Source organism: Nocardia sp. NPDC059764 (genome assembly GCF_042732555.1).
Lineage (GTDB): Bacteria > Actinomycetota > Actinomycetes > Mycobacteriales > Mycobacteriaceae > Nocardia.
Genome location: NZ_JBHWHH010000157.1, coordinates 1 through 16,730, shown reverse-complemented (window position 1 = coordinate 16,730; position 16,730 = coordinate 1). Strand labels below are relative to the sequence as shown.

Sequence of the window (16,730 nt, the reverse complement as noted above, 5' to 3'; positions counted from 1 at the left end):
ACTCCGCGCAGAACAACGCCCCCTTGCTCCGCAACCTGGAGCAGGGGGGTTCTGCGCTGGCGATCGACCGGAACGAGTCTCCCGCAATGGATATCGGTGTGCGCCGGACCGTCCTGCCCGGCGGCCTGCGGGTGGTGACCGAGCATGTGCCGGGCGTGCGCTCGGCCTCGGTCGGCGTATGGGTCGGTGTCGGTTCGCGCGACGAGGGCCCGACCGTGGCCGGCGCCGCGCATTTCCTCGAGCATCTGCTGTTCAAGGCCACGCCCTCGCGTTCGGCCCTGGACATCGCCGAGGCCATGGACGCGGTCGGCGGCGAGCTCAACGCGTTCACCGCCAAGGAACAGACCTGCTACTACGCCCACGTGCTCGACGAGGACCTGCCGCTGGCGGTGGACCTGGTCAGCGACGTGGTGCTCAACGGGCTGTGCCGCGCCGACGACGTGAACGTGGAACGGCAGGTCGTGCTGGAGGAGATCTCCATGCGCGACGACGATCCCGAGGACCTGGTCGGCGACGCCTTCCTGACCGCGCTGTTCGGCGACCATCCCATCGGTCGTCCGGTGATCGGCAGTGTCGAGACCGTCGAGGCCATGGGCGCGCACCAGCTGCGCTCGTTCCACCTGCGTCGCTACCGGCCCGACCGGATGGTGGTCGCGGTCGCGGGCAATATCGAGCACGAGCACGTCGTCGAATTGGTGTTCCGCGCCTTCGAGAATCGGCTCGAGTCCGGACTGGAGCCGGCGCCGCGCCGCGAGGGCAGGTTCCGCCCGCGCGGCAATCCGGAACTGCTGCGCATCAACCGTGACGGCGAGCAGGCGCACCTGGTGTTCGGCACCCGAGCCTTCGGCCGGCACGAGGGTGAGAAGCGCTGGCCGCTGTCGGTGCTCAACACCGTGCTCGGCGGCGGCCTGAGTTCGCGCCTGTTCCAGCGCATTCGGGAGGAGCGCGGGCTGGCGTACTCGGTGTACTCCAGTGTCGATACCTTCGCCGACACCGGCGCGTTCTCGGTGTACCTGGGCTGCCAGCCCGAAAACCTCGGTCGCGTAGCCGCTCTGGCGCACGGTGTGCTCGAGGAGGTGGCGGCCGATGGCATCACCGATGCCGAATGCGCTCGCGCCAAGGGTTCGCTGCGCGGGGGACTGGTGCTGGGGCTCGAGGACTCCGGATCGCGGATGAACCGCATCGGGCGGTCGGAGCTCAGCTACGGCAATCACCGCAGTGTGTCCGAAACCCTCGCTCGCATCGACGAAGTCACCACCGAGGAGGTGTCCTCGATCGCGACGAGCCTGCTGGCGCGACCGTTCGGGGCGGCGGTGGCCGGACCGTACCGGCGCACCCGCGACCTGCCCGTATCCGTCCGGAATCTGGTCGGCTGAGATACTTACTCGACGGTAATCTCCAGCCGGCGGTGAGGTATGCCCGTTTGTGGCTATGATCACCTCGCCGGAATGGGAGGGGTCGTGGTCGAACCAGGTGAGAACTTCGCCGGGTATGTCATCGAACGTGAGCTCGGACGCGGCGGGATGGGTGCCGTGTACCTGGCACGCCATCCACGCCTGCCGCGTTGGATCGCACTGAAGCTGTTGAACGCGGAGTACCACGGCGACAGCGAGACTCACGCTCGATTCGAACGCGAGGCCGACCTCGCGGCCCGGCTGAATCACCCCGGTGTGGTCACCGTCTACGACCGCGGCGTCGAGGACGGGCGACTGTGGATCGCCATGCAGTACGTCGACGGCATCGAAGCCGAATCGGTCACCGACATGACCGCCGAGCGCGCCGTCGAGATCGTCGCCGCCACCGCCGACGCCCTCGACTACGCGCACCGCGTCGGCGTACTGCACCGAGATGTCAAGCCCGCCAACATCATGCTGGCCCGCGAGACCCGCGAACAGCAGGCGGGCGTGCTGCTCACCGACTTCGGCATCGCCCGACTGCAGGAGGACACGGGCCGTCTCACCGGGTCCGGTTCGGTCATGGCGACGCTGGCCTACGCCTCCCCGGAACAGTTGCAGAACCAGCCGGTCGACCACCGCGCCGACCAATACTCCTTGGCCTGCACCCTGTTCCGACTGCTGACCGGGGTTCCGCTCTTCCGTGCGAACGACCTCGGCGCGATCGTCAAAGCCCACCTGTACGACAACCCGCCCCCGATCGCCAGCCTGCGACCCGACCTACCGGCGACCCTGGATCCGGTCCTGGCCCGCGCCCTGGCCAAGAACCCGGACGACCGATACCCGACCTGTTCGGACTTCGCGGCGGCCGCGCAACGCGCCCTGGCCGAGGGGACCGCGGTCGAGAGCGCACACGCGCCGCCGCGCCGCCGAGGCGCGGATCCGTCCGCGCGGCGGCCCGCCGGGCCGTCCACCGGCCGCCGGGGGACCCGGAACGCGCCGGGTTCGCGAGCGGCGCAAGCGGATTCACCGGCGGGTCGATGGCAGCAGTCGGACCCCGACGCGGTGCGGCGGGGACAACAGTCCACTACGCCGCCACCTTGGCCCGGGCAGCAGCCCGACTCCTCGGGGACGCGGCGGGGCCAGCAGTCGAACACGCCGCCACCCTGGCCCGGGCAGCAGTCCGACACGTCGGGGATGCGTCGGGCGCAGCAGCCGGACACACCCGCGGTCTGGCCGGGCCAGCAGTCCGAGGCGTCGGGGGCGCGACGCGGATCGCAGCCGGATTCCTCTGCGCGCCGAAGACATCCGTCGGAGACCACCGGCGCACGGCGCGTGCACCCGTCGGAGACCACCGGCGCGCGACGTGTTCATCCCTCGGAGACCACGGGCGCGCGGCGAGTCCATCCCTCGGAGATCACCGGAGCCCGGCGAGCGCACCAGCCGGACGCCACCGGGGCGCGGCGGACGTCGCCGTCGGAAACGACCGGGGCGCGGCGGATTCCGCAATCGACGGCGGTGCGTTCGGGTCGGCTGACCGACATTCCCGCCCTGTTCGGGCCGCGCACGGACCGGCATCAGTCGCCGCCACCGCGCATGACCGCTCCGGGTACGGGTAGATGGCTGGGCGGCCTGCGCATGCTGGTGGTGATGAGCGTGGGCCTGGCGGTCGCGCTCGGCGTGGTGGTGTTCGTCATGAGCCCGTCCGGCCGCGGCGCCAAGCCGAAGGCGGCCGCCGCCGAGATCGCCCAGATCAGTGCGGCTTTCCCTGGACTGGTGCCGCGTTCTCCGGAACTGGGTTCGGGATTCAACTCGGCCAGCTGCCGTGTGGTCGACCACGACACCAAGGACTTCCTGCCGCCCTTCGCCTTCGAGGGCTGGGCCGCGGCCTGGGACTGCCAGTACTCCGCCGACCATGAAGTCCGCGAGTACATCGTCTTCGCCTACGATTCCGCCGCGGTGGCGCGCTCGGCGGCCCGCCGGATCCGCCCGGCCGGAAGCGCTTTGGAGGATCTGACCTTCAAGGAGTTCTGCGGCGCGAAGCAGTACGTCAACCACCGCTTCGACGCCACCCCCGACGTCCCGTCCACGGTCTTCGCCACCTCGTTCTTCGACGACCCCAAACGCGACAAGTTCCTCATGTACACCCGCGGCATCCCCACCACCCCCACCGGTGTCATCGACTGGTGGAAGTCCTTGCCGCTCACCCAGTCCTGACCGGTCGCGGGCATGGGGCCAGCGCCACCCTGTGGCGCGTGGTCGAAACCTTCACGGGCGCGCCCAGTTCCTGCGCCACGTCGACGCCGTTCGGGAGTTGGCGGCCCTTCGCTGAGGAGTATTCAGCGCGCGGTCGATCGCGTGGCGCGGTGGCCGGGCGCGCTACTCCGGCGCGTGTTCGCGGTTCGCGGCGGCGAGGACTGCGGGGAGCAGGCCCGGGAGGGCGGCGTCGAGGTCGTCGGCGCGGAGGCGCAGGTGGGTGTTGCCGTCGATGGTGACGCGTTCGGTGACGCCGGCTTCGCGGAGGATCTTGAAGTGGTGGGCGGCGGTGGACTTGCTGACGCCGTCGTAGGTGAGGCCGCAGCGCAGGGGGGTACCGGCGTCGGCCAGGCGGCGCACGATCTCCAGGCGGACGGGGTCCTGGAGGGCTCCGAGCACCGCGGGGAGCGGGGCCACGGCGGGCAGCGCGTCGGTGTCGGTCATGACCTACCTCACGGGAAAACTAGTTTGATAACTGTCGAACCTTGGATACGGTGAGTTCGATAAGATTCAAACTTACCTGATGGAGGCCGGCATGGCATCGGCAACGGCGGTGGAGACCGACGCGGAGCAGGGCACTCAGAGCTGGGCGTACGCGCTCGTGCTCGCGGCCAGCGGCGTCGCACTCGGCGTCTCGGGGGCGCCGGCCCCGCTGTACGGGCTCTATCAACGCAGCTGGCATTTCTCCCCGCTCACCACGACCTTCGTCTTCGCCGTCTACGCGGTGGCCGCGCTCGGCGCGGTCCTGGTGTCGGGCCGGATCTCGGACGTGGTGGGCCGTAAGCCGGTCCTGCTCGGCGCGTTCGCGACCATGATCGTCGGCCTGGTGGTGTTCCTGCTCGCCGACAATGTGGCCATGCTGCTGCTGGCGCGGGCCCTGCACGGGGCCGCGGTCGGCGCGATCGTGGTGGCGGGCGCGGCGGCGCTGCTGGACCTGCGGCCGCAGGCGGGCGCGCGCTCGGGCCAGCTGTCCGGAGTGGCCTTCAATGTCGGTATGGCCGTGGCGATCCTGGGCTCGGCGGTGCTGGCCCAGTACGCGCCCTATCCGCTGCGGACCCCGTACGTGGTGATCACGCTGGTGTGCGTGCTCATCGCGGCGGGCGTGCTCGCCCTGCGCGAGCCGCACGGGGCGCGTGCCCAGCAGCGCATCACCATCGCCAAACCGGCCGTGCCGCAGGAGATCCGCGGCGACTTCTGGTTCTCCGCGCTCGGCGTGATGGCGGCCTGGTCGGTGCTGGGCGTGCTGTTGTCGCTGTACCCCTCGCTGGCCTCGGCCGAGACCGGCATCCACAACCTGGTCTTCGGCGGCGCGGTGGTGGCCTCCACGGCGACCGCGGGCGCGCTGGCCCAGGCCGTGGCGGGCGGGATTCCGGCGCGGCGCGCGGCCATCGCCGGTGACATCGGCATGGCGATCGCGCTGCTGCTCACCATTCCGGCACTGAACACCCACAACTGGGTCCTGGTGCTGCTGGCCGGTTTTGCCCTGGGCGGCACCTTCGGTCTCGGCTTCGGCGGATCGCTGCGGCACCTGTCCAATGTCGTGCCGCAGCACAAGCGCGGCGAGACCATGTCGGCCTACTACCTGCTGGCCTACTCGGCCATGGCGGTGCCGACCGTGGTCGCGGGCTGGGCGGCTACCACCTGGGGCCTGAGCACCGTGTTCCCGTGGTTCGTCGCCGTGGTCGCGCTGGCCTGCCTCGGGGCGGCCGGAATCGGCCTGCGCCGCAATGTGGAAGCGGCCGAGGCGGAGGCGGTCTGAACCGACGTCCGCCCGGTGACCCCTGGTCGCCGGGCGGACGCGGCATTTCGGGCGAAACGGTTTGGTGTGCCCGGTTTTTCGGCTGCGCGAAGCCGGGGTGGAATTGCCGCATCCGATGCGTGACGCGTCCCGGATCGCTATTCTTCGGCTATGCGGCGGTGGAGGTTCGGTGGGGTGGTGAGCCGGACGGTACACCGGTCGGGTCTGTTGGTGTCGGTGCTGGCCGCCGTGGCGGGCGGGCTCGCCATCGCGGGCCTCACCTGGTGGGGGCTGTGGCGGTTCCTCGGCGCCAAGGCCGAGACGCCGAATCAGCTGGATCTGAGCCGGATTTCGCTCGCGGTGGCGGCGGGCATCGGCGGCGCGGTCGCGCTGGTGGTGGCCTACCGCAAGCAGCGCGACGCCGAACGCGGCCGCTTCGCGGAGGTCTTCGGGGCCGCCGCCGGTCAGCTCGGCGACCCGGATGTGGCGGTCCGCATCGCCGGGGTCTACGCCATGGCCGGGGTCGCCGACGAGTTCTCCGCGCGCTGGCGGCGCCAGCAGTGCGTGGACGTGCTGTGCGGTTACCTGCGGCTGCCGTATCAGCCGGAGGAGGGCGCCAGCCACCTGGTCTCCAAATCCCAGCGCATCGAGGATCACGGCACCGCCGTCGAGCGCGTGTACACCTACCGCCAGAACGACCGGCAGGTCCGCGACACCATCGTCCGGGTGATCGCCGAACACCTGCGCCCCTCGGCCGAGACCCGCTGGAGCTCCTGCGATTTCGACTTCACCGATGCCGTCTTCGAGAACGCCGACTTCCGCTACGCGGTCTTCGCGGGCCGCAATACCCGCTTCACCAACGCCATGTTCCTGAGCGGGCGTACGGTCACCTTCGAGCAGGCGCGGTTCCTCGGCAAGCGGGTCACCTTCCGCGGGGCCATCTTCCGCAGCGCCGCCGTCTTCGACCGGGCCGTCTTCGCTCACACCGCCGTGGATCGCGCCGACCGTGACGACACCGCCGCGACCTTCGCCGAGGCCACCTTCGGCAGCGGCGGCAGCTTCGAGGGCACCGAATTCCGCGGCACGCGAACCGCGTTCGACCGCACCACGTTCGCGGGGGAGCGGACCAGCTTCGCCAACGCCGTCTTCGCCGCCGACCAGACCACCTTCGAGCGCGCGGTGTTCGACGGTGACCGCATCACCTTCACCGGCGCGGAATTCACCAGCGCGCGAGTCACCTTCGCCGATTCCCGCTTCTACACCGAGTCCAGCTCCTTCGACTGCGCCCACCTGGGCACGCAGATCCGCTGGCGTACCGGCCGCACCCAGGAAGTGTCGTTCGCGCGCACCGAGTACCACGGCACGGTCTCCTTCGCCGACACCGTCTTCGGGGGCCGCAAGGTGGTCTTCGCCGGCGCTGACTTCTTCGGCGACATCTCCTTCCGCCGTGCCGCCTTCGACGCCCGCGAGGTCAGTTTCGACCGCCCGAAGGCGTGGGTCGGCGTTCACTTCGACTGGGACGAGAGCCCCGCCACCAAGCCGTCGCATATCTCCCCGACCCCGTGGCCGCCGGTGCTGGCCGAATCCGCTTCCGAACTCGCCTCCTGAACCAACCGCGGGCCCGTCGCCCGTTTTGCCCGGAACTCGGCCGTGGGATAGCTTGCAGACGAGCGGAGTTGAAGGGGTTGGGTGGTGGGGAGCCACGGCGTCGGCTGGGTTGTCGCGGTAGCGGTTCTGCTGTTCTGCCTGGCCGCGGCGCTCGCGAGCCGGGCCGGTGCGGCACCGAAGCGGCGGCGGGTGAGCGCCCTGGCGCTCGCGGCGACCGGCTGGGTCCTCGTGTTCGCCGCGGTGACGGCCACCCTCTCACCCTTGACCCGGGAAGCCGTCGCGGGCAACCCGATCGGCGCGCCGCCCGAACTCGTGCAGGCCGGGCAGCCGACCACCTCGGCCAAACCCGCCGCGCCCGATCCCATGGCGTCCCTGAAGCCGGGGGACTGCGTCGAGGTCCCGATCGAGCGAGCCAAGGACGCGTCGGGCGCCCCGACCTGGAAAGCGGGCACACCCGAACCGTCGGACTGCAATTCGGTGGACGCCAACTACCGGGTGCTGCAGAACGGGCCCGACCCCTGCACCGACCCGCTCTACACCCTCGATTCCGCCCCCAAGGACAAGACCGGCAAGCCGCGCTACCACCTGTGCCTGACCTTCGACTGGCGCACCGGCGTCTGCTACGACACCACCGCCATGGAGACCCCGTCGAAGGTCGACTGCGCGACGCCCGGCGAGCACATCGTCCAGGCCACCGCGGTGCTGGCCAACGCCACCTCGGGCGTGTCCTGTCCCCGGGACGGCCGCGGCGCGGTCTGGGTGATCTGGCGCAAGCTCGAACTCACCGTGTGTTTCCGCGGCGGCGACAACCCGGGGAACTGACGCGTCAGCGCCGGGTGCCGACGGTGATGACGTCCGGGATCAGCCACGACGGCAGCGGCCGTGCGACCTTGCGCTGATCGACGACCTCGAAACCGGCGTCGGTCAGCAGCTTGCGGGTCTCGCGCGGCGACGGTGCGTGCGCGGGGAAGCGCGGGCTGCGGGTCAACTGCTGGATCGGGCGCGATACCGCACCGGAGGGGTGCATGGTCGCGATGGCGACCAAGCCGCCGGGCGCGAGCACCCGATGGAATTCGCGCAACGCCACGGGATGGTCGAAGAAGTGGAATGCGCTGGTGGTGACCACCGCGTCCAGTTCGCCGTCGTCGAAGGGCAGATGCTCGGCGGCGGAATGCCGCCACTGAACCTCGGTCGAACGGGTGCGGGCCTGATCCAGCATGCCCGCGGAGGCGTCCACGCCGTAGACGGCTTCCGGGTGGAGTTCGCGCTGGATGCGCGCGGTGAGAATGCCGGTGCCGCAGCCGATGTCGGCGATCCGCCGGGACCCGGCGGCCCGCAACTCGGCGACCACCTGATCCTGCGGCGGGCGATAGACGAGCTGCTGGAGGGCGGCGGTGTCATAGGCGCGGGCGACCTTCCCCCAGAACTGCGTCACCACGTGGTTGAAGGCGCGGTTGCCAGTGGTTAGCGAAGTGGTCATAGGTGCTCCTGTCCGGTCTCCATCGAATCAGATTCCGGACTGTCTGGGAAGGTGTGATGGAGTAGCGTCGGGCGCATGAGGATTCGTGGTGCCGTCCTGGAGCAGATCGGGGCATCGACGCCCTTCGCCGACTCGAAGCCGATCACCATCAGTGAGCTGGACCTGGGCGAACCCGGCCCGGGTGAGCTGCTGATCCGGATCGAGGCGGCGGGCCTGTGCCATTCCGACCTGTCCGTGGTGGACGGCAATCGCGTCCGCCCCGTCCCCATGCTGCTGGGCCACGAGGCCGCGGGCCGCATCGAGGCGCTCGGTCCCGGCGACTCCGACCTGCGCGTCGGCCAGCGCGTCATCATGACCTTCCTGCCCCGCTGTGGCGAATGCGCCGGCTGCGCCACCGAGGGCCGCACCCCCTGCGAGGCGGGCAGCCTCGCCAACAATGCGGGCGAACTGCTCTCCGGCGGCAGGCGATTGCTGCGCGGGGGCTCCGAAGTCCATCACCACCTGGGCGTCTCGGCCTTCGCCACGCATGCCGTCGTCGACCGCCACTCGGTGGTCCCCGTCGACGACGACGTCCCGCCCGAGGTCGCCGCGGTCCTGGGCTGCGCCGTCCTCACCGGCGGTGGCGCACTGCTGAATTCGGCCAAGCCCGGCCCGAAGGACCGCATCATGGTGGTCGGCCTCGGCGGCGTCGGCATGGCCGCCGTGCTGGTCGGCGCAGCCCTGCGCGCGAGCACCGGCCAGGAGGTCATCGCCGTGGACACCGTTCCCGAGAAGCTGAAGACCGCAATCGAACTCGGCGCGACCGCTGCCTACACCCCCCGAGAGATCGCCGCCGAGAACATCCAGGCCGAAGCCGTCATCGAGGCCGCCGGCAATATCCGCGCCTTCGAGACCGCGGTAGCCGCCACCGCCCCCGGCGGCGTCACCGTCACCGTCGGCCTTCCCGCCCCCGACGCCCGCGCCAGCGTCTCCCCGTTGGGCCTGGTAGCCCAGGGCCGCACCATTATCGGCAGCTACCTCGGCTCCGCCGTCCCCGCCCGCGACATCCCCGAGTTCGTCCGCATGTGGCGCGAGGGCAAACTCCCCGTCGAACGCCTTGTCTCCGCCCGCATCCGCCTCGACGAAATCAACAGCGCCATGGACGAATTGGCCGCTGGCCACGCCCTGCGCCAGGTCATCGTCTTCGACTGATCTCCCGCCGAAGACCACTGCCGGCCGCCCACCGGACGTCATCCGAGGTGTTGCGGAGTCATCCGCTGGTGCCGCATCCCGCGCAGACCGGACCGGTCGGCGGGCTCCAGGAAGATCAACGAGCCGATGGCTCCAGATTCAGGATCGCGATGTGGTCGGTTTGCGCGATGGCAAGCCGTGTGCCGTCGGGATGCGCGGCGGTCACCGGCGTGGGTTTGCGGGTGACCCCGTAGCTGCGGTCCTTGGTTCCGGCGTCTATGTCCGGCCATTCGGCGATCGTTTCGCCCGATGCGGGGTCGATCAGTCTGGGGTGGCCGTACAGGGACACGATGTGCTTACCGCACGCGATCATCGTGCCGGCGGGATGGGTGAGGGGGGAGCGGTGAAGCCAGCGGGCTGAACTGCCGGACCAGATGCCCAGCTGCCCGGGCCCGAGCCCTCCGGAACCCTCCTGATCGTCGTCGTCGTGGAACGGGGCGTCGTCGGACGCCGCGATCGCCACCAGATCGTTGTCGAGCCAGCAGGCGGATTCGACTTCGGCGCAGACCGTTTCGGCTGGGAGTACCCCCCCGCTGTCGAGCACCGTGGGGTCGTTGGGCGCTGCGGCGAGATCGAAGATCATGGCGATGCCGTAGGGATGCCAAACCCAGCCCGTGGCGAGCAGGCGTCGGCCGTCGGGGCTGATCGAGAGGCGTGAGTGGAACACGTCCCGTGGCGTCCGGGGTCCGTCGGTGATGCGCTGTCCGGTCTCGGCATCGTCGATCTGCAATACGTTGTATTGGTCGGGGCAGTGCACGACGACCTCGCGCCCGTCGGGAAGTGCGCCCAGCGCGACAGGGTAGTCGAACTCCTCTGCGTGGTAATAGCTTCGATCGAGTTCGCGGAGCAGCTTCCCGTTGCGCAGTAGGAGTGCTTTGGTGCCGCGCTCGATGTAGAGGACATGAAATCGACCCGATGGCGAGACCACCGCGTGATCGAATGACGAGGGGAACGCGCGAAAGATCGGTGGGGAGTCGTCGGTGCCGTCGGGCGACCAGCGGGTCGGGCCTCGCGAGAAGTCGACCAGATCGTCGCCATCCCATGACAGCGCCGGCACCTGTCGTCCGGTGGTAATACGTTGTGTCTGCATGGATCTCCCCTATGTACCGGTCGCGCCGTCATGGTACCGGGGGCTGGCCGTAGGGCGGCTGGTTGCTGCTCTTGACGTTGGCGATGTTCAGGAACAGGTTGGTGCCCGGGGCTCGGGTGGTGTTCTTGGACAGGGTGAGCGGCAGGCTGCCGTCGGCGTCGTCGCTGGTGCTGCGCGCCTCCGCCAATCCCCACTTCTCGCACAACGATCCGGAGGTGCTGGCCGCCGGCTGGCCCGCCGTCGGCTTGGTCACCTCCGCGCGCGGCCTCGCGCGCTTCTACAGCGACCTCGTGGCGGGGGAGTTTCTGCTGCCGGACGTGCTCGCCCGAGCGGTCGGCGAGCAGGTGCGAGGCCGCGACCGGGTGCCGCTGCTGGAGAGCGCCTACGGCCTCGGCTACGTGCTGCCGTCGGAGAACATGATCCTGCCCGTGTCCGCGGCGGCGACCGCCTTCGGCCATCCCGGCGCGGGCGGTGCGATCGGCCTGGGCGACCTCACCCATCGGGTCGCGATCGCCTGCACCCCGAACCTGCGCCGGGACTGGCTCTCCGGCGACCGCCGCGCCTACAACCTCGTCGACGCGGTCTACAGCGCGCTGTGAGCGCCGCGGAACCGCGTCGAATCGGGTTGCGCTACTTGACGGTGAGGGTGACCGTCTTCGTCTCGGTCTTGGCGGGCAGCTTGGTGGTGTCGACCGCCAGGATCTCGCCGGTGTCCTGAACGCCGTTAGGCAGGATCTTGGCCTCGAGCCCGAATGGCGGCTGGTCGCCGGTGAGCCCCTCGATGCCGAAGTCGCTGTCATTGGAGATGTAGAGGGTCTTGCCGTGGTCGTTGGTGGCCACGCCCTCGATCTTGTCGTGGCCGAAGAACTTGCCGTCGGCGTTGAGGCCGTCCAGCAGCCCGCCCAGGTCGAGGTTGCCGGTCTCGGCGACCGGCGTGATGCCCGCCTTCTTCAGCGCGGCGATGCCGTCGGCGGTGGTGACGGTGCCGACGTAGACCTCGAGCGGCTTGCCGTCGATCAGCAGGCCCTTCTCCGGGTCGTACTGCGTGCCGGGGACTTTGGCGTCCGGGCCGATGTCGGTGGCGCCGGCGATGTCGACGGTCCACAGCTTCTTGTTGGCCTTGGGGGCCTTGTTGCCGTCGCGCTCGTCGACCAGGAAGGTGGTGTTGGACAGCGCGGTGATCTCGGAGATCGCCAGCTTCTCCTTGGGCGACTCGAGCGGCAGCGCGAACTCCTTGACCGCCTTGGTCTTCAGGTCCACGGCGACGATGCGGGTCATCGGGGTCTGCCGGGCATTGGTGACGCCCGGCTCGTTGAGCGCGCTCTGGATGACGCCGACCAGGGTGCTGCCGTCGGGGGTGACGGTCAGGCCCTCCATGCCCTGGTTCGGGGTGCGGAGCGCGAGTTCCTTGGGCAGTCCGCGGCCCGGCGCGAGCCGCTCCAGCTCCGCGCCCTTGGCGTCGAAATGCACCATGAACGGGCCGTATTCGTCGGAGATCCAGAAGGTGCCGTCGGCGAGCGCGACCAGGCCCTCGCTGTCGATGCCGTGATCGGTGGGCGGCAGCACCTTGCCGGTCAGGTCCTTCATGGTCTCGCCGGTGGTGGCGGAGGTGTCGACCAGGCCGTTGAAGGGCTGTCCGGTCGGGTTCTTCAGCGGGATGGTGGATTCCACCACGGCCTTGTTGCCGACCAGCTTGAACTTGGCGATCTGCGGGGTGAAGTCCGGGACCGGCGCGATCTTCTCGTTCTTGCCCTTGCCGTCCACGTTCGGGCCGCGGTCGGTGAGCCCGTAGAACTCGTCGGTGGAGCCCGGGACCGGGGTGAAGGCGGAGCCGTAGGCGCTGGCCTGCACGGGAACTCCGCCGAATTCGCCGATCGGCGGGACGTCGGTGGTGTACAGGCGGACCGCGTCGGTGGTGGTGACGGTGAGGGAGTCCGAACCGGTGTACCCGGCCGCGGGGGTGTACACCAGCGCGCCGTCCAGGCGCCGGCTCAGGGTGCCGTGTTGCGGGTCGGCGACCGCGACGGCGGCGTGGCCCCCGGTCTTGTCCAGCAGCTGGTCCAGCGAGATCACCAGCGGCTGACCGGCCGTGGCGGTGAAGTCGGCGGAGTCGGATCCGGAGGAGCACGCGGCGGTGACGGCGGCTGCGCCGACGACGGCGGCGACGGCGACCCGGCGGGTAACGGGGCGAATTCTCACCAGTGATGCCTATAGGTCCGATCCGACGCCGGGTTGGCCGTCACCTGAACACCTTCCGCCGAGCTCGTGAACCGGCCGCGCGTCAGGATCGGGTCTGCTGCGGCTCCCAGCCCGGCGGGGCGAAGATGTAGCCGAGCTTGTCGCGCCAGTTCGAGGTGCTCCGCACGTCGCGCACGATCTTGGCGTATTCGCCGTACTGCAGTGTCAGCAGATTGTAGGTGCCCACCGGCTTGGTGAGACCGTAGGTGGGACGCTGGATCTCGGGTTCGAAGGTGCCGAACATGCGGTCCCAGATGATGAGCATCCCGGCGTAGTTCTTGTCCAGGTACTGCGCGTCGCTGCCGTGGTGCACGCGGTGGTGCGACGGGGTGTTGAAGACGAGTTCGACCGGGCCCCAGAGCTTTCCGACGGACTCGGTGTGGGTGAAGAACTGGTAGATCAGGTTGATCGTGAAGGCGATGTAGATCGTCCAGGGCGTGAAGCCCAGCAGCGGCAGCGGAGCCCAGAAGATGGCCTCGGTCCACGGATTCCACTTCTGCCGCAGGGCGGTCCCGAAGTTGAAGTACTCGCTGGAGTGGTGCGCCTGGTGCGCCGCCCAGCCGATCCGCACCCGGTGCACGAAGCGGTGGTTCCAGTAGAACGCGAAGTCGAGGACGAGCAGCAGCAGCGCCCAGCTCCACCACACATCGGTGGGGAGGTGCCAGGGCGCGACGTAGGTCCACAGGAAGACGAACAGCACCAGCGTGCCCGCCTTGAAGAGCGCGCTCGACACCAGCGAACCCACGCCCATGCTCAGGCTGGTCCGGGTGTCGCGGGCCAGGTATCCGGTGGCGTCGTGATCGTCGCGCAGGGCCAGCGCCTCGGCGCCGATGGACAGTAGAAAGACGGGGACCGCGTACAGCAGCGGTGTGTTGATCTCATGCCAGACCTGCGAAAGCATCGAACCTCCTCGAATTGCCCAATTCGTAAGTTACCAATTGGTCAATTCGAGGACAAGAGGCCGATTCGGACATCTCGGGTTGGCTGGGTCAGGTGAGGGCGGAGAACAGCCGGCTGCTGCGCGCGACCATGGCCTCGGCGGTCTCGCCGGGGTGGCTCAACCACCAGTCCACGAGCGCGGCGACCACGCCGGTCCAGACCGCGCGCAGCGCCGACAGATCCTGCGGATCGGTCAGGCCGTGCAGCGACACGAACGCCGACACCCCCCGATCGGCCTGCGCCGAGATGCGGGCGCGCGCGGCCAGCGCCGCCTCGGCCGCGGGGCCCTCGTCCGGATGCGACTGGTCCTGCACGACCTTCCAGTCGTGCGGGCGCGGCTCCAGGACCGTGAAGATCGCGGCCAGCGTGCGTTCGGCCATATCGAGTGAGGCCGGCCCGGTGAAGGCCGCGTCGATGGCGTCCCCGAGCACCGCCGAGGCGCGCTGCACGCAGGCCACGTACAGCCCGTCCTTGGAGCCGAAGTAGCCGTACACCAACGGTTTCGACACCCCGGCCGCCGCCGCCACCGACGCGGGGGACAGGCCCGCGTAGCCGACCCGGGCGATCTCCGCGGCGGCCACGTCGAGAATCTGCGCCTCGCGTTCGGCGCGCGGGACGCCCTTGGTTCCGGCTGTGGATCGCACCCCCGAAAATTACCACTCGGTCAATTCGACCGGCCCGTGGTCACCGGCCTGTGGTCCCGGTGATTCGCCGACCCGATAGGCTCGACGGGTTCCAGATCGGTCATAGCGAAGGAGACCAGGTGGCCACGAACCGGATCCGGGTGGGTGTGCTCGGGGCGCGCGGCAAGGTCGGGCAGTCCATCTGCGCGGGCGTCGAGGCGGCCGCGGATCTGGAGCTGGTGGCGCAGGTCGACAAGGGCGACTCGCTGGAGGCCTTCACCGCCGCCGGGACCGAGGTCGTGGTCGACTTCACCCACCCCGACGTGGTGATGCCGAATCTGAAGTGGCTGGTGGAGAACGGCATTCACGCCGTCGTCGGCACCACCGGCTTCGACGCCGACCGGCTCGAGCAGGTCAAGGGCTGGCTCGCCGCCAAGCCCGAGGTCGGCGTGCTGATCGCCCCCAACTTCGCCATCGGCGCGGTGCTGAGCATGCGGTTCGCCGAGCAGGCCGCCCGCTTCTTCGACTCGGTCGAGGTCATCGAGCTGCACCACCCGAACAAGGCCGACGCGCCCTCGGGCACCGCTTTCCGGACCGCCGCGCTGATCGCCGCCGCCCGGGAGAAGGCCGGTGTCGGCCGCAGCCCCGACGCCACCAGCCAGGAGCTGGAGGGCGCGCGCGGCGCGGACGTGGACGGCGTGCGGGTGCACTCGGTGCGGCTGGCCGGACTGGTCGCCCACCAGGAGGTGCTGTTCGGCACCCAGGGCGAGACCCTCACCATCCGCCACGACTCGCTCGACCGCACGTCCTTCGTGCCGGGCGTGCTGCTGGGCGTGCGCAAGACCCCGCTGCGTCCCGGCCTGACCGTGGGCATCGACCCGCTGCTCGACCTGTGAGCGCGCCGGGGGCGAACAACGGCCGCGAGGTCTTCAAGCGGGTCGGCTTCATCGCGGCCCTGGTGCTGGTCCTCGGGTTCTACTTCGTGCTGCTGGGCCGGATCGCGTTCAGCCTCATCGGTTCCGGCGAGCCCGCCGCCATCGGCCTCGGCCTGGGCGTGCTCATCCTGCCGCTGCTGGGGGTGTGGATCGTGGGCACCAGCGTCCGCGCCGCGTTCGCCCACCAGCATCTGGCCCGGCGCATGCACGAGGAGGGCGGCGAGCTCGATGTCTCCGACCTGCCGCGCCGTCCCTCCGGCCGCATCGAGAAGGCCGCCGCCGATGAGCTTTTCGAGCAGGTGAAGGCCGAATTCGAAGCGGACCCGCAGAACTGGCGCACCAGCTACCGCGCGGCCCGCGCCTACGACTATGCCGGAGACCGCACCCGGGCGCGCGAAATGATGAAGCGCGCAGTCGATTTGGAGCGCGCCGAGCGCACCGGCTCCCGATAGCCAGTGTTTCGCAGGAAACCTGCCGGTAGGTTGCGACCGGAGTAAAGTCCGCCGGGTGAGGTTCACGGTGGGTTACGCGCTGGCCATCGCCTGCGCGACGATGGGGTCACCTGCGGCGGTATCGGCGGTGGCGCGCGCGGACACCGCGCCGTCCTGTATCGAGTCGGAGAACGACTACAAGCTCGAATGGCAGCTCAGCTGGTCGATCTATGAAGCCGAGCAGCAGAATCCGGCCGACGCGCGGGCGGTGCGCGAGGTGGATCTGCCGATCACCATCGACGCCCCGCTGGACAAGGTGTGGTCGGTGTACACCGACTTTCGCAGCGGCCTGGGCCGCCACTCCTTCCTCGAGGACATCATCGTCCACCGCACCTGCGACGAGGACGGCGTGCGCGTCACCGATTTCACCGCGCTGGAAGACATTCCGATGGGGCCGATCACCTTCCCCGGCCACACCCAGGCCGAGCAGCGCCTGTACCCGGACCAGAACTACTACACCTCCGACACCTGGGACATCCCCAATGTCACCACCCACCAGGTGGTCACCTTCACCGACAACGGGGACGGCACCACCACGGTCAACGAGCACCTGACCTTCGTCGCCGATCAGCCGCTCATCGACTTCACCGCGGACAACGGCGTGGCCGCGCACCTCGCCTCCCAGGAAGCGGTGAAGGCCGATATCGAGAACGGCACGCTCTGAGCGGTTTTCGCGTGACGAACCGAATGCGGCCCGGAACCTGATGG

At 69.7% G+C, this 16,730-nt stretch carries 17 protein-coding genes; 10 read left to right on the top strand and 7 right to left on the bottom strand.

Annotation, left to right across the window (positions count from 1 at the left end):
* The first annotated feature begins 86 nt into the window (after window positions 1-86).
* Both ACFV4K_RS27560 and ACFV4K_RS27555 read left to right on the top strand, forming a co-directional pair.
* Window positions 87-1,376: a M16 family metallopeptidase gene (locus ACFV4K_RS27560; RefSeq protein ID WP_379278791.1), complete on the top strand. Its 1,290-nt coding sequence runs from the start codon at window positions 87-89 to the stop codon at window positions 1,374-1,376.
* Window positions 1,377-1,460: 84 nt separating this feature from the next.
* Window positions 1,461-3,611, top strand: coding sequence for a protein kinase (locus ACFV4K_RS27555; RefSeq protein WP_379278790.1), 2,151 nt, complete (start codon window positions 1,461-1,463; stop codon window positions 3,609-3,611).
* Between the two features lie 162 nt (window positions 3,612-3,773).
* On the opposite strand, the gene ACFV4K_RS27550 is transcribed toward ACFV4K_RS27555, so the two are convergent.
* Window positions 3,774-4,094: an ArsR/SmtB family transcription factor gene (locus ACFV4K_RS27550; protein ID WP_379278789.1), complete on the bottom strand. Its 321-nt coding sequence runs from the start codon at window positions 4,092-4,094 to the stop codon at window positions 3,774-3,776.
* Window positions 4,095-4,185: 91 nt separating this feature from the next.
* On the opposite strand from ACFV4K_RS27550, the gene ACFV4K_RS27545 reads away from it, so the two are divergent.
* The 3 genes from ACFV4K_RS27545 to ACFV4K_RS27535 all read left to right on the top strand — a co-directional run bounded on the left by ACFV4K_RS27545 (window position 4,186) and on the right by ACFV4K_RS27535 (window position 7,818).
* Window positions 4,186-5,409, top strand: a complete 1,224-nt coding sequence (locus ACFV4K_RS27545; protein WP_379278788.1) for an MFS transporter — start codon at window positions 4,186-4,188, stop codon at window positions 5,407-5,409.
* Between the two features lie 177 nt (window positions 5,410-5,586).
* Window positions 5,587-6,996, top strand: coding sequence for a pentapeptide repeat-containing protein (locus ACFV4K_RS27540; RefSeq protein ID WP_379278787.1), 1,410 nt, complete (start codon window positions 5,587-5,589; stop codon window positions 6,994-6,996).
* Window positions 6,997-7,080: 84 nt separating this feature from the next.
* Window positions 7,081-7,818: a hypothetical protein gene (locus tag ACFV4K_RS27535; RefSeq protein ID WP_379278786.1), complete on the top strand. Its 738-nt coding sequence runs from the start codon at window positions 7,081-7,083 to the stop codon at window positions 7,816-7,818.
* Between the two features lie 4 nt (window positions 7,819-7,822).
* Here ACFV4K_RS27535 and ACFV4K_RS27530 read toward each other — a convergent pair whose 3' ends face one another.
* Window positions 7,823-8,476: a class I SAM-dependent methyltransferase gene (locus ACFV4K_RS27530; protein WP_379278785.1), complete on the bottom strand. Its 654-nt coding sequence runs from the start codon at window positions 8,474-8,476 to the stop codon at window positions 7,823-7,825.
* Window positions 8,477-8,551: 75 nt separating this feature from the next.
* Between ACFV4K_RS27530 and ACFV4K_RS27525 the strand changes: the two genes are divergently transcribed.
* Window positions 8,552-9,667 carry an alcohol dehydrogenase catalytic domain-containing protein gene (locus tag ACFV4K_RS27525; protein ID WP_379278784.1) on the top strand — a complete coding sequence of 372 codons (1,116 nt, stop codon included), beginning with the start codon at window positions 8,552-8,554 and terminating at the stop codon, window positions 9,665-9,667.
* A 115-nt stretch (window positions 9,668-9,782) separates the two neighbouring features.
* Here ACFV4K_RS27525 and ACFV4K_RS27520 read toward each other — a convergent pair whose 3' ends face one another.
* Window positions 9,783-10,796, bottom strand: a complete 1,014-nt coding sequence (locus ACFV4K_RS27520) for a hypothetical protein (protein ID WP_379278783.1) — start codon at window positions 10,794-10,796, stop codon at window positions 9,783-9,785.
* 28 nt (window positions 10,797-10,824) lie between these two features.
* Window positions 10,825-10,983 carry a hypothetical protein gene (locus ACFV4K_RS27515; RefSeq protein ID WP_379278782.1) on the bottom strand — a complete coding sequence of 53 codons (159 nt, stop codon included), beginning with the start codon at window positions 10,981-10,983 and terminating at the stop codon, window positions 10,825-10,827.
* Here ACFV4K_RS27515 and ACFV4K_RS27510 point away from each other — a divergent pair.
* Complete coding sequence (locus ACFV4K_RS27510; protein ID WP_379278781.1) at window positions 10,964-11,395, top strand: serine hydrolase domain-containing protein; 432 nt, start codon at window positions 10,964-10,966, stop codon at window positions 11,393-11,395. The two genes, ACFV4K_RS27515 and ACFV4K_RS27510, sit on opposite strands and share 20 nt — an antisense overlap.
* A 31-nt stretch (window positions 11,396-11,426) precedes the next feature.
* Here the strand turns inward: ACFV4K_RS27510 and ACFV4K_RS27505 are convergent, their stop codons facing one another.
* The 3 genes from ACFV4K_RS27505 to ACFV4K_RS27495 all read right to left on the bottom strand — a co-directional run bounded on the left by ACFV4K_RS27505 (window position 11,427) and on the right by ACFV4K_RS27495 (window position 14,617).
* Complete coding sequence (locus ACFV4K_RS27505; RefSeq protein ID WP_379278780.1) at window positions 11,427-12,995, bottom strand: esterase-like activity of phytase family protein; 1,569 nt, start codon at window positions 12,993-12,995, stop codon at window positions 11,427-11,429.
* Window positions 12,996-13,077: 82 nt separating this feature from the next.
* Window positions 13,078-13,935 carry a sterol desaturase family protein gene (locus ACFV4K_RS27500; RefSeq protein WP_379278779.1) on the bottom strand — a complete coding sequence of 286 codons (858 nt, stop codon included), beginning with the start codon at window positions 13,933-13,935 and terminating at the stop codon, window positions 13,078-13,080.
* An 88-nt stretch (window positions 13,936-14,023) separates the two neighbouring features.
* The gene (locus ACFV4K_RS27495; protein WP_379278778.1) at window positions 14,024-14,617 is read right to left on the bottom strand and encodes a TetR/AcrR family transcriptional regulator; all 594 of its coding nucleotides are present in this window, start codon (window positions 14,615-14,617) and stop codon (window positions 14,024-14,026) included.
* Between the two features lie 119 nt (window positions 14,618-14,736).
* On the opposite strand from ACFV4K_RS27495, the gene dapB reads away from it, so the two are divergent.
* From dapB to ACFV4K_RS27480, 3 genes are read left to right on the top strand one after another with little or no spacing between them, the layout of a single operon-like run.
* A complete protein-coding gene (dapB, locus tag ACFV4K_RS27490; protein WP_379278777.1) occupies window positions 14,737-15,492 on the top strand; it encodes a 4-hydroxy-tetrahydrodipicolinate reductase in 756 nt (251 codons plus the stop codon).
* A complete protein-coding gene (locus tag ACFV4K_RS27485; RefSeq protein ID WP_379278776.1) occupies window positions 15,489-15,983 on the top strand; it encodes a hypothetical protein in 495 nt (164 codons plus the stop codon). Before dapB ends, ACFV4K_RS27485 begins: the two co-directional genes overlap by 4 nt.
* A 55-nt stretch (window positions 15,984-16,038) precedes the next feature.
* A complete protein-coding gene (locus ACFV4K_RS27480; RefSeq protein ID WP_379278775.1) occupies window positions 16,039-16,686 on the top strand; it encodes a hypothetical protein in 648 nt (215 codons plus the stop codon).
* The last annotated feature ends 44 nt before the right edge of the window (window positions 16,687-16,730 follow it).

What these genes read in the sequence shown, in the direction of transcription:
- ACFV4K_RS27560 (WP_379278791.1), top strand. Translation starts at nt 87, where the DNA reads ATGGATATCGGTGTGCGCCGGACCGTCCTGCCCGGCGGCCTGCGGGTG.
- ACFV4K_RS27550 (WP_379278789.1), bottom strand. Translation starts at nt 4,094, where the DNA reads ATGACCGACACCGACGCGCTGCCCGCCGTGGCCCCGCTCCCCGCGGTG.
- ACFV4K_RS27545 (WP_379278788.1), top strand. Translation starts at nt 4,186, where the DNA reads ATGGCATCGGCAACGGCGGTGGAGACCGACGCGGAGCAGGGCACTCAG.
- ACFV4K_RS27530 (WP_379278785.1), bottom strand. Translation starts at nt 8,476, where the DNA reads ATGACCACTTCGCTAACCACTGGCAACCGCGCCTTCAACCACGTGGTG.
- ACFV4K_RS27525 (WP_379278784.1), top strand. Translation starts at nt 8,552, where the DNA reads ATGAGGATTCGTGGTGCCGTCCTGGAGCAGATCGGGGCATCGACGCCC.
- ACFV4K_RS27520 (WP_379278783.1), bottom strand. Translation starts at nt 10,796, where the DNA reads ATGCAGACACAACGTATTACCACCGGACGACAGGTGCCGGCGCTGTCA.
- ACFV4K_RS27500 (WP_379278779.1), bottom strand. Translation starts at nt 13,935, where the DNA reads ATGCTTTCGCAGGTCTGGCATGAGATCAACACACCGCTGCTGTACGCG.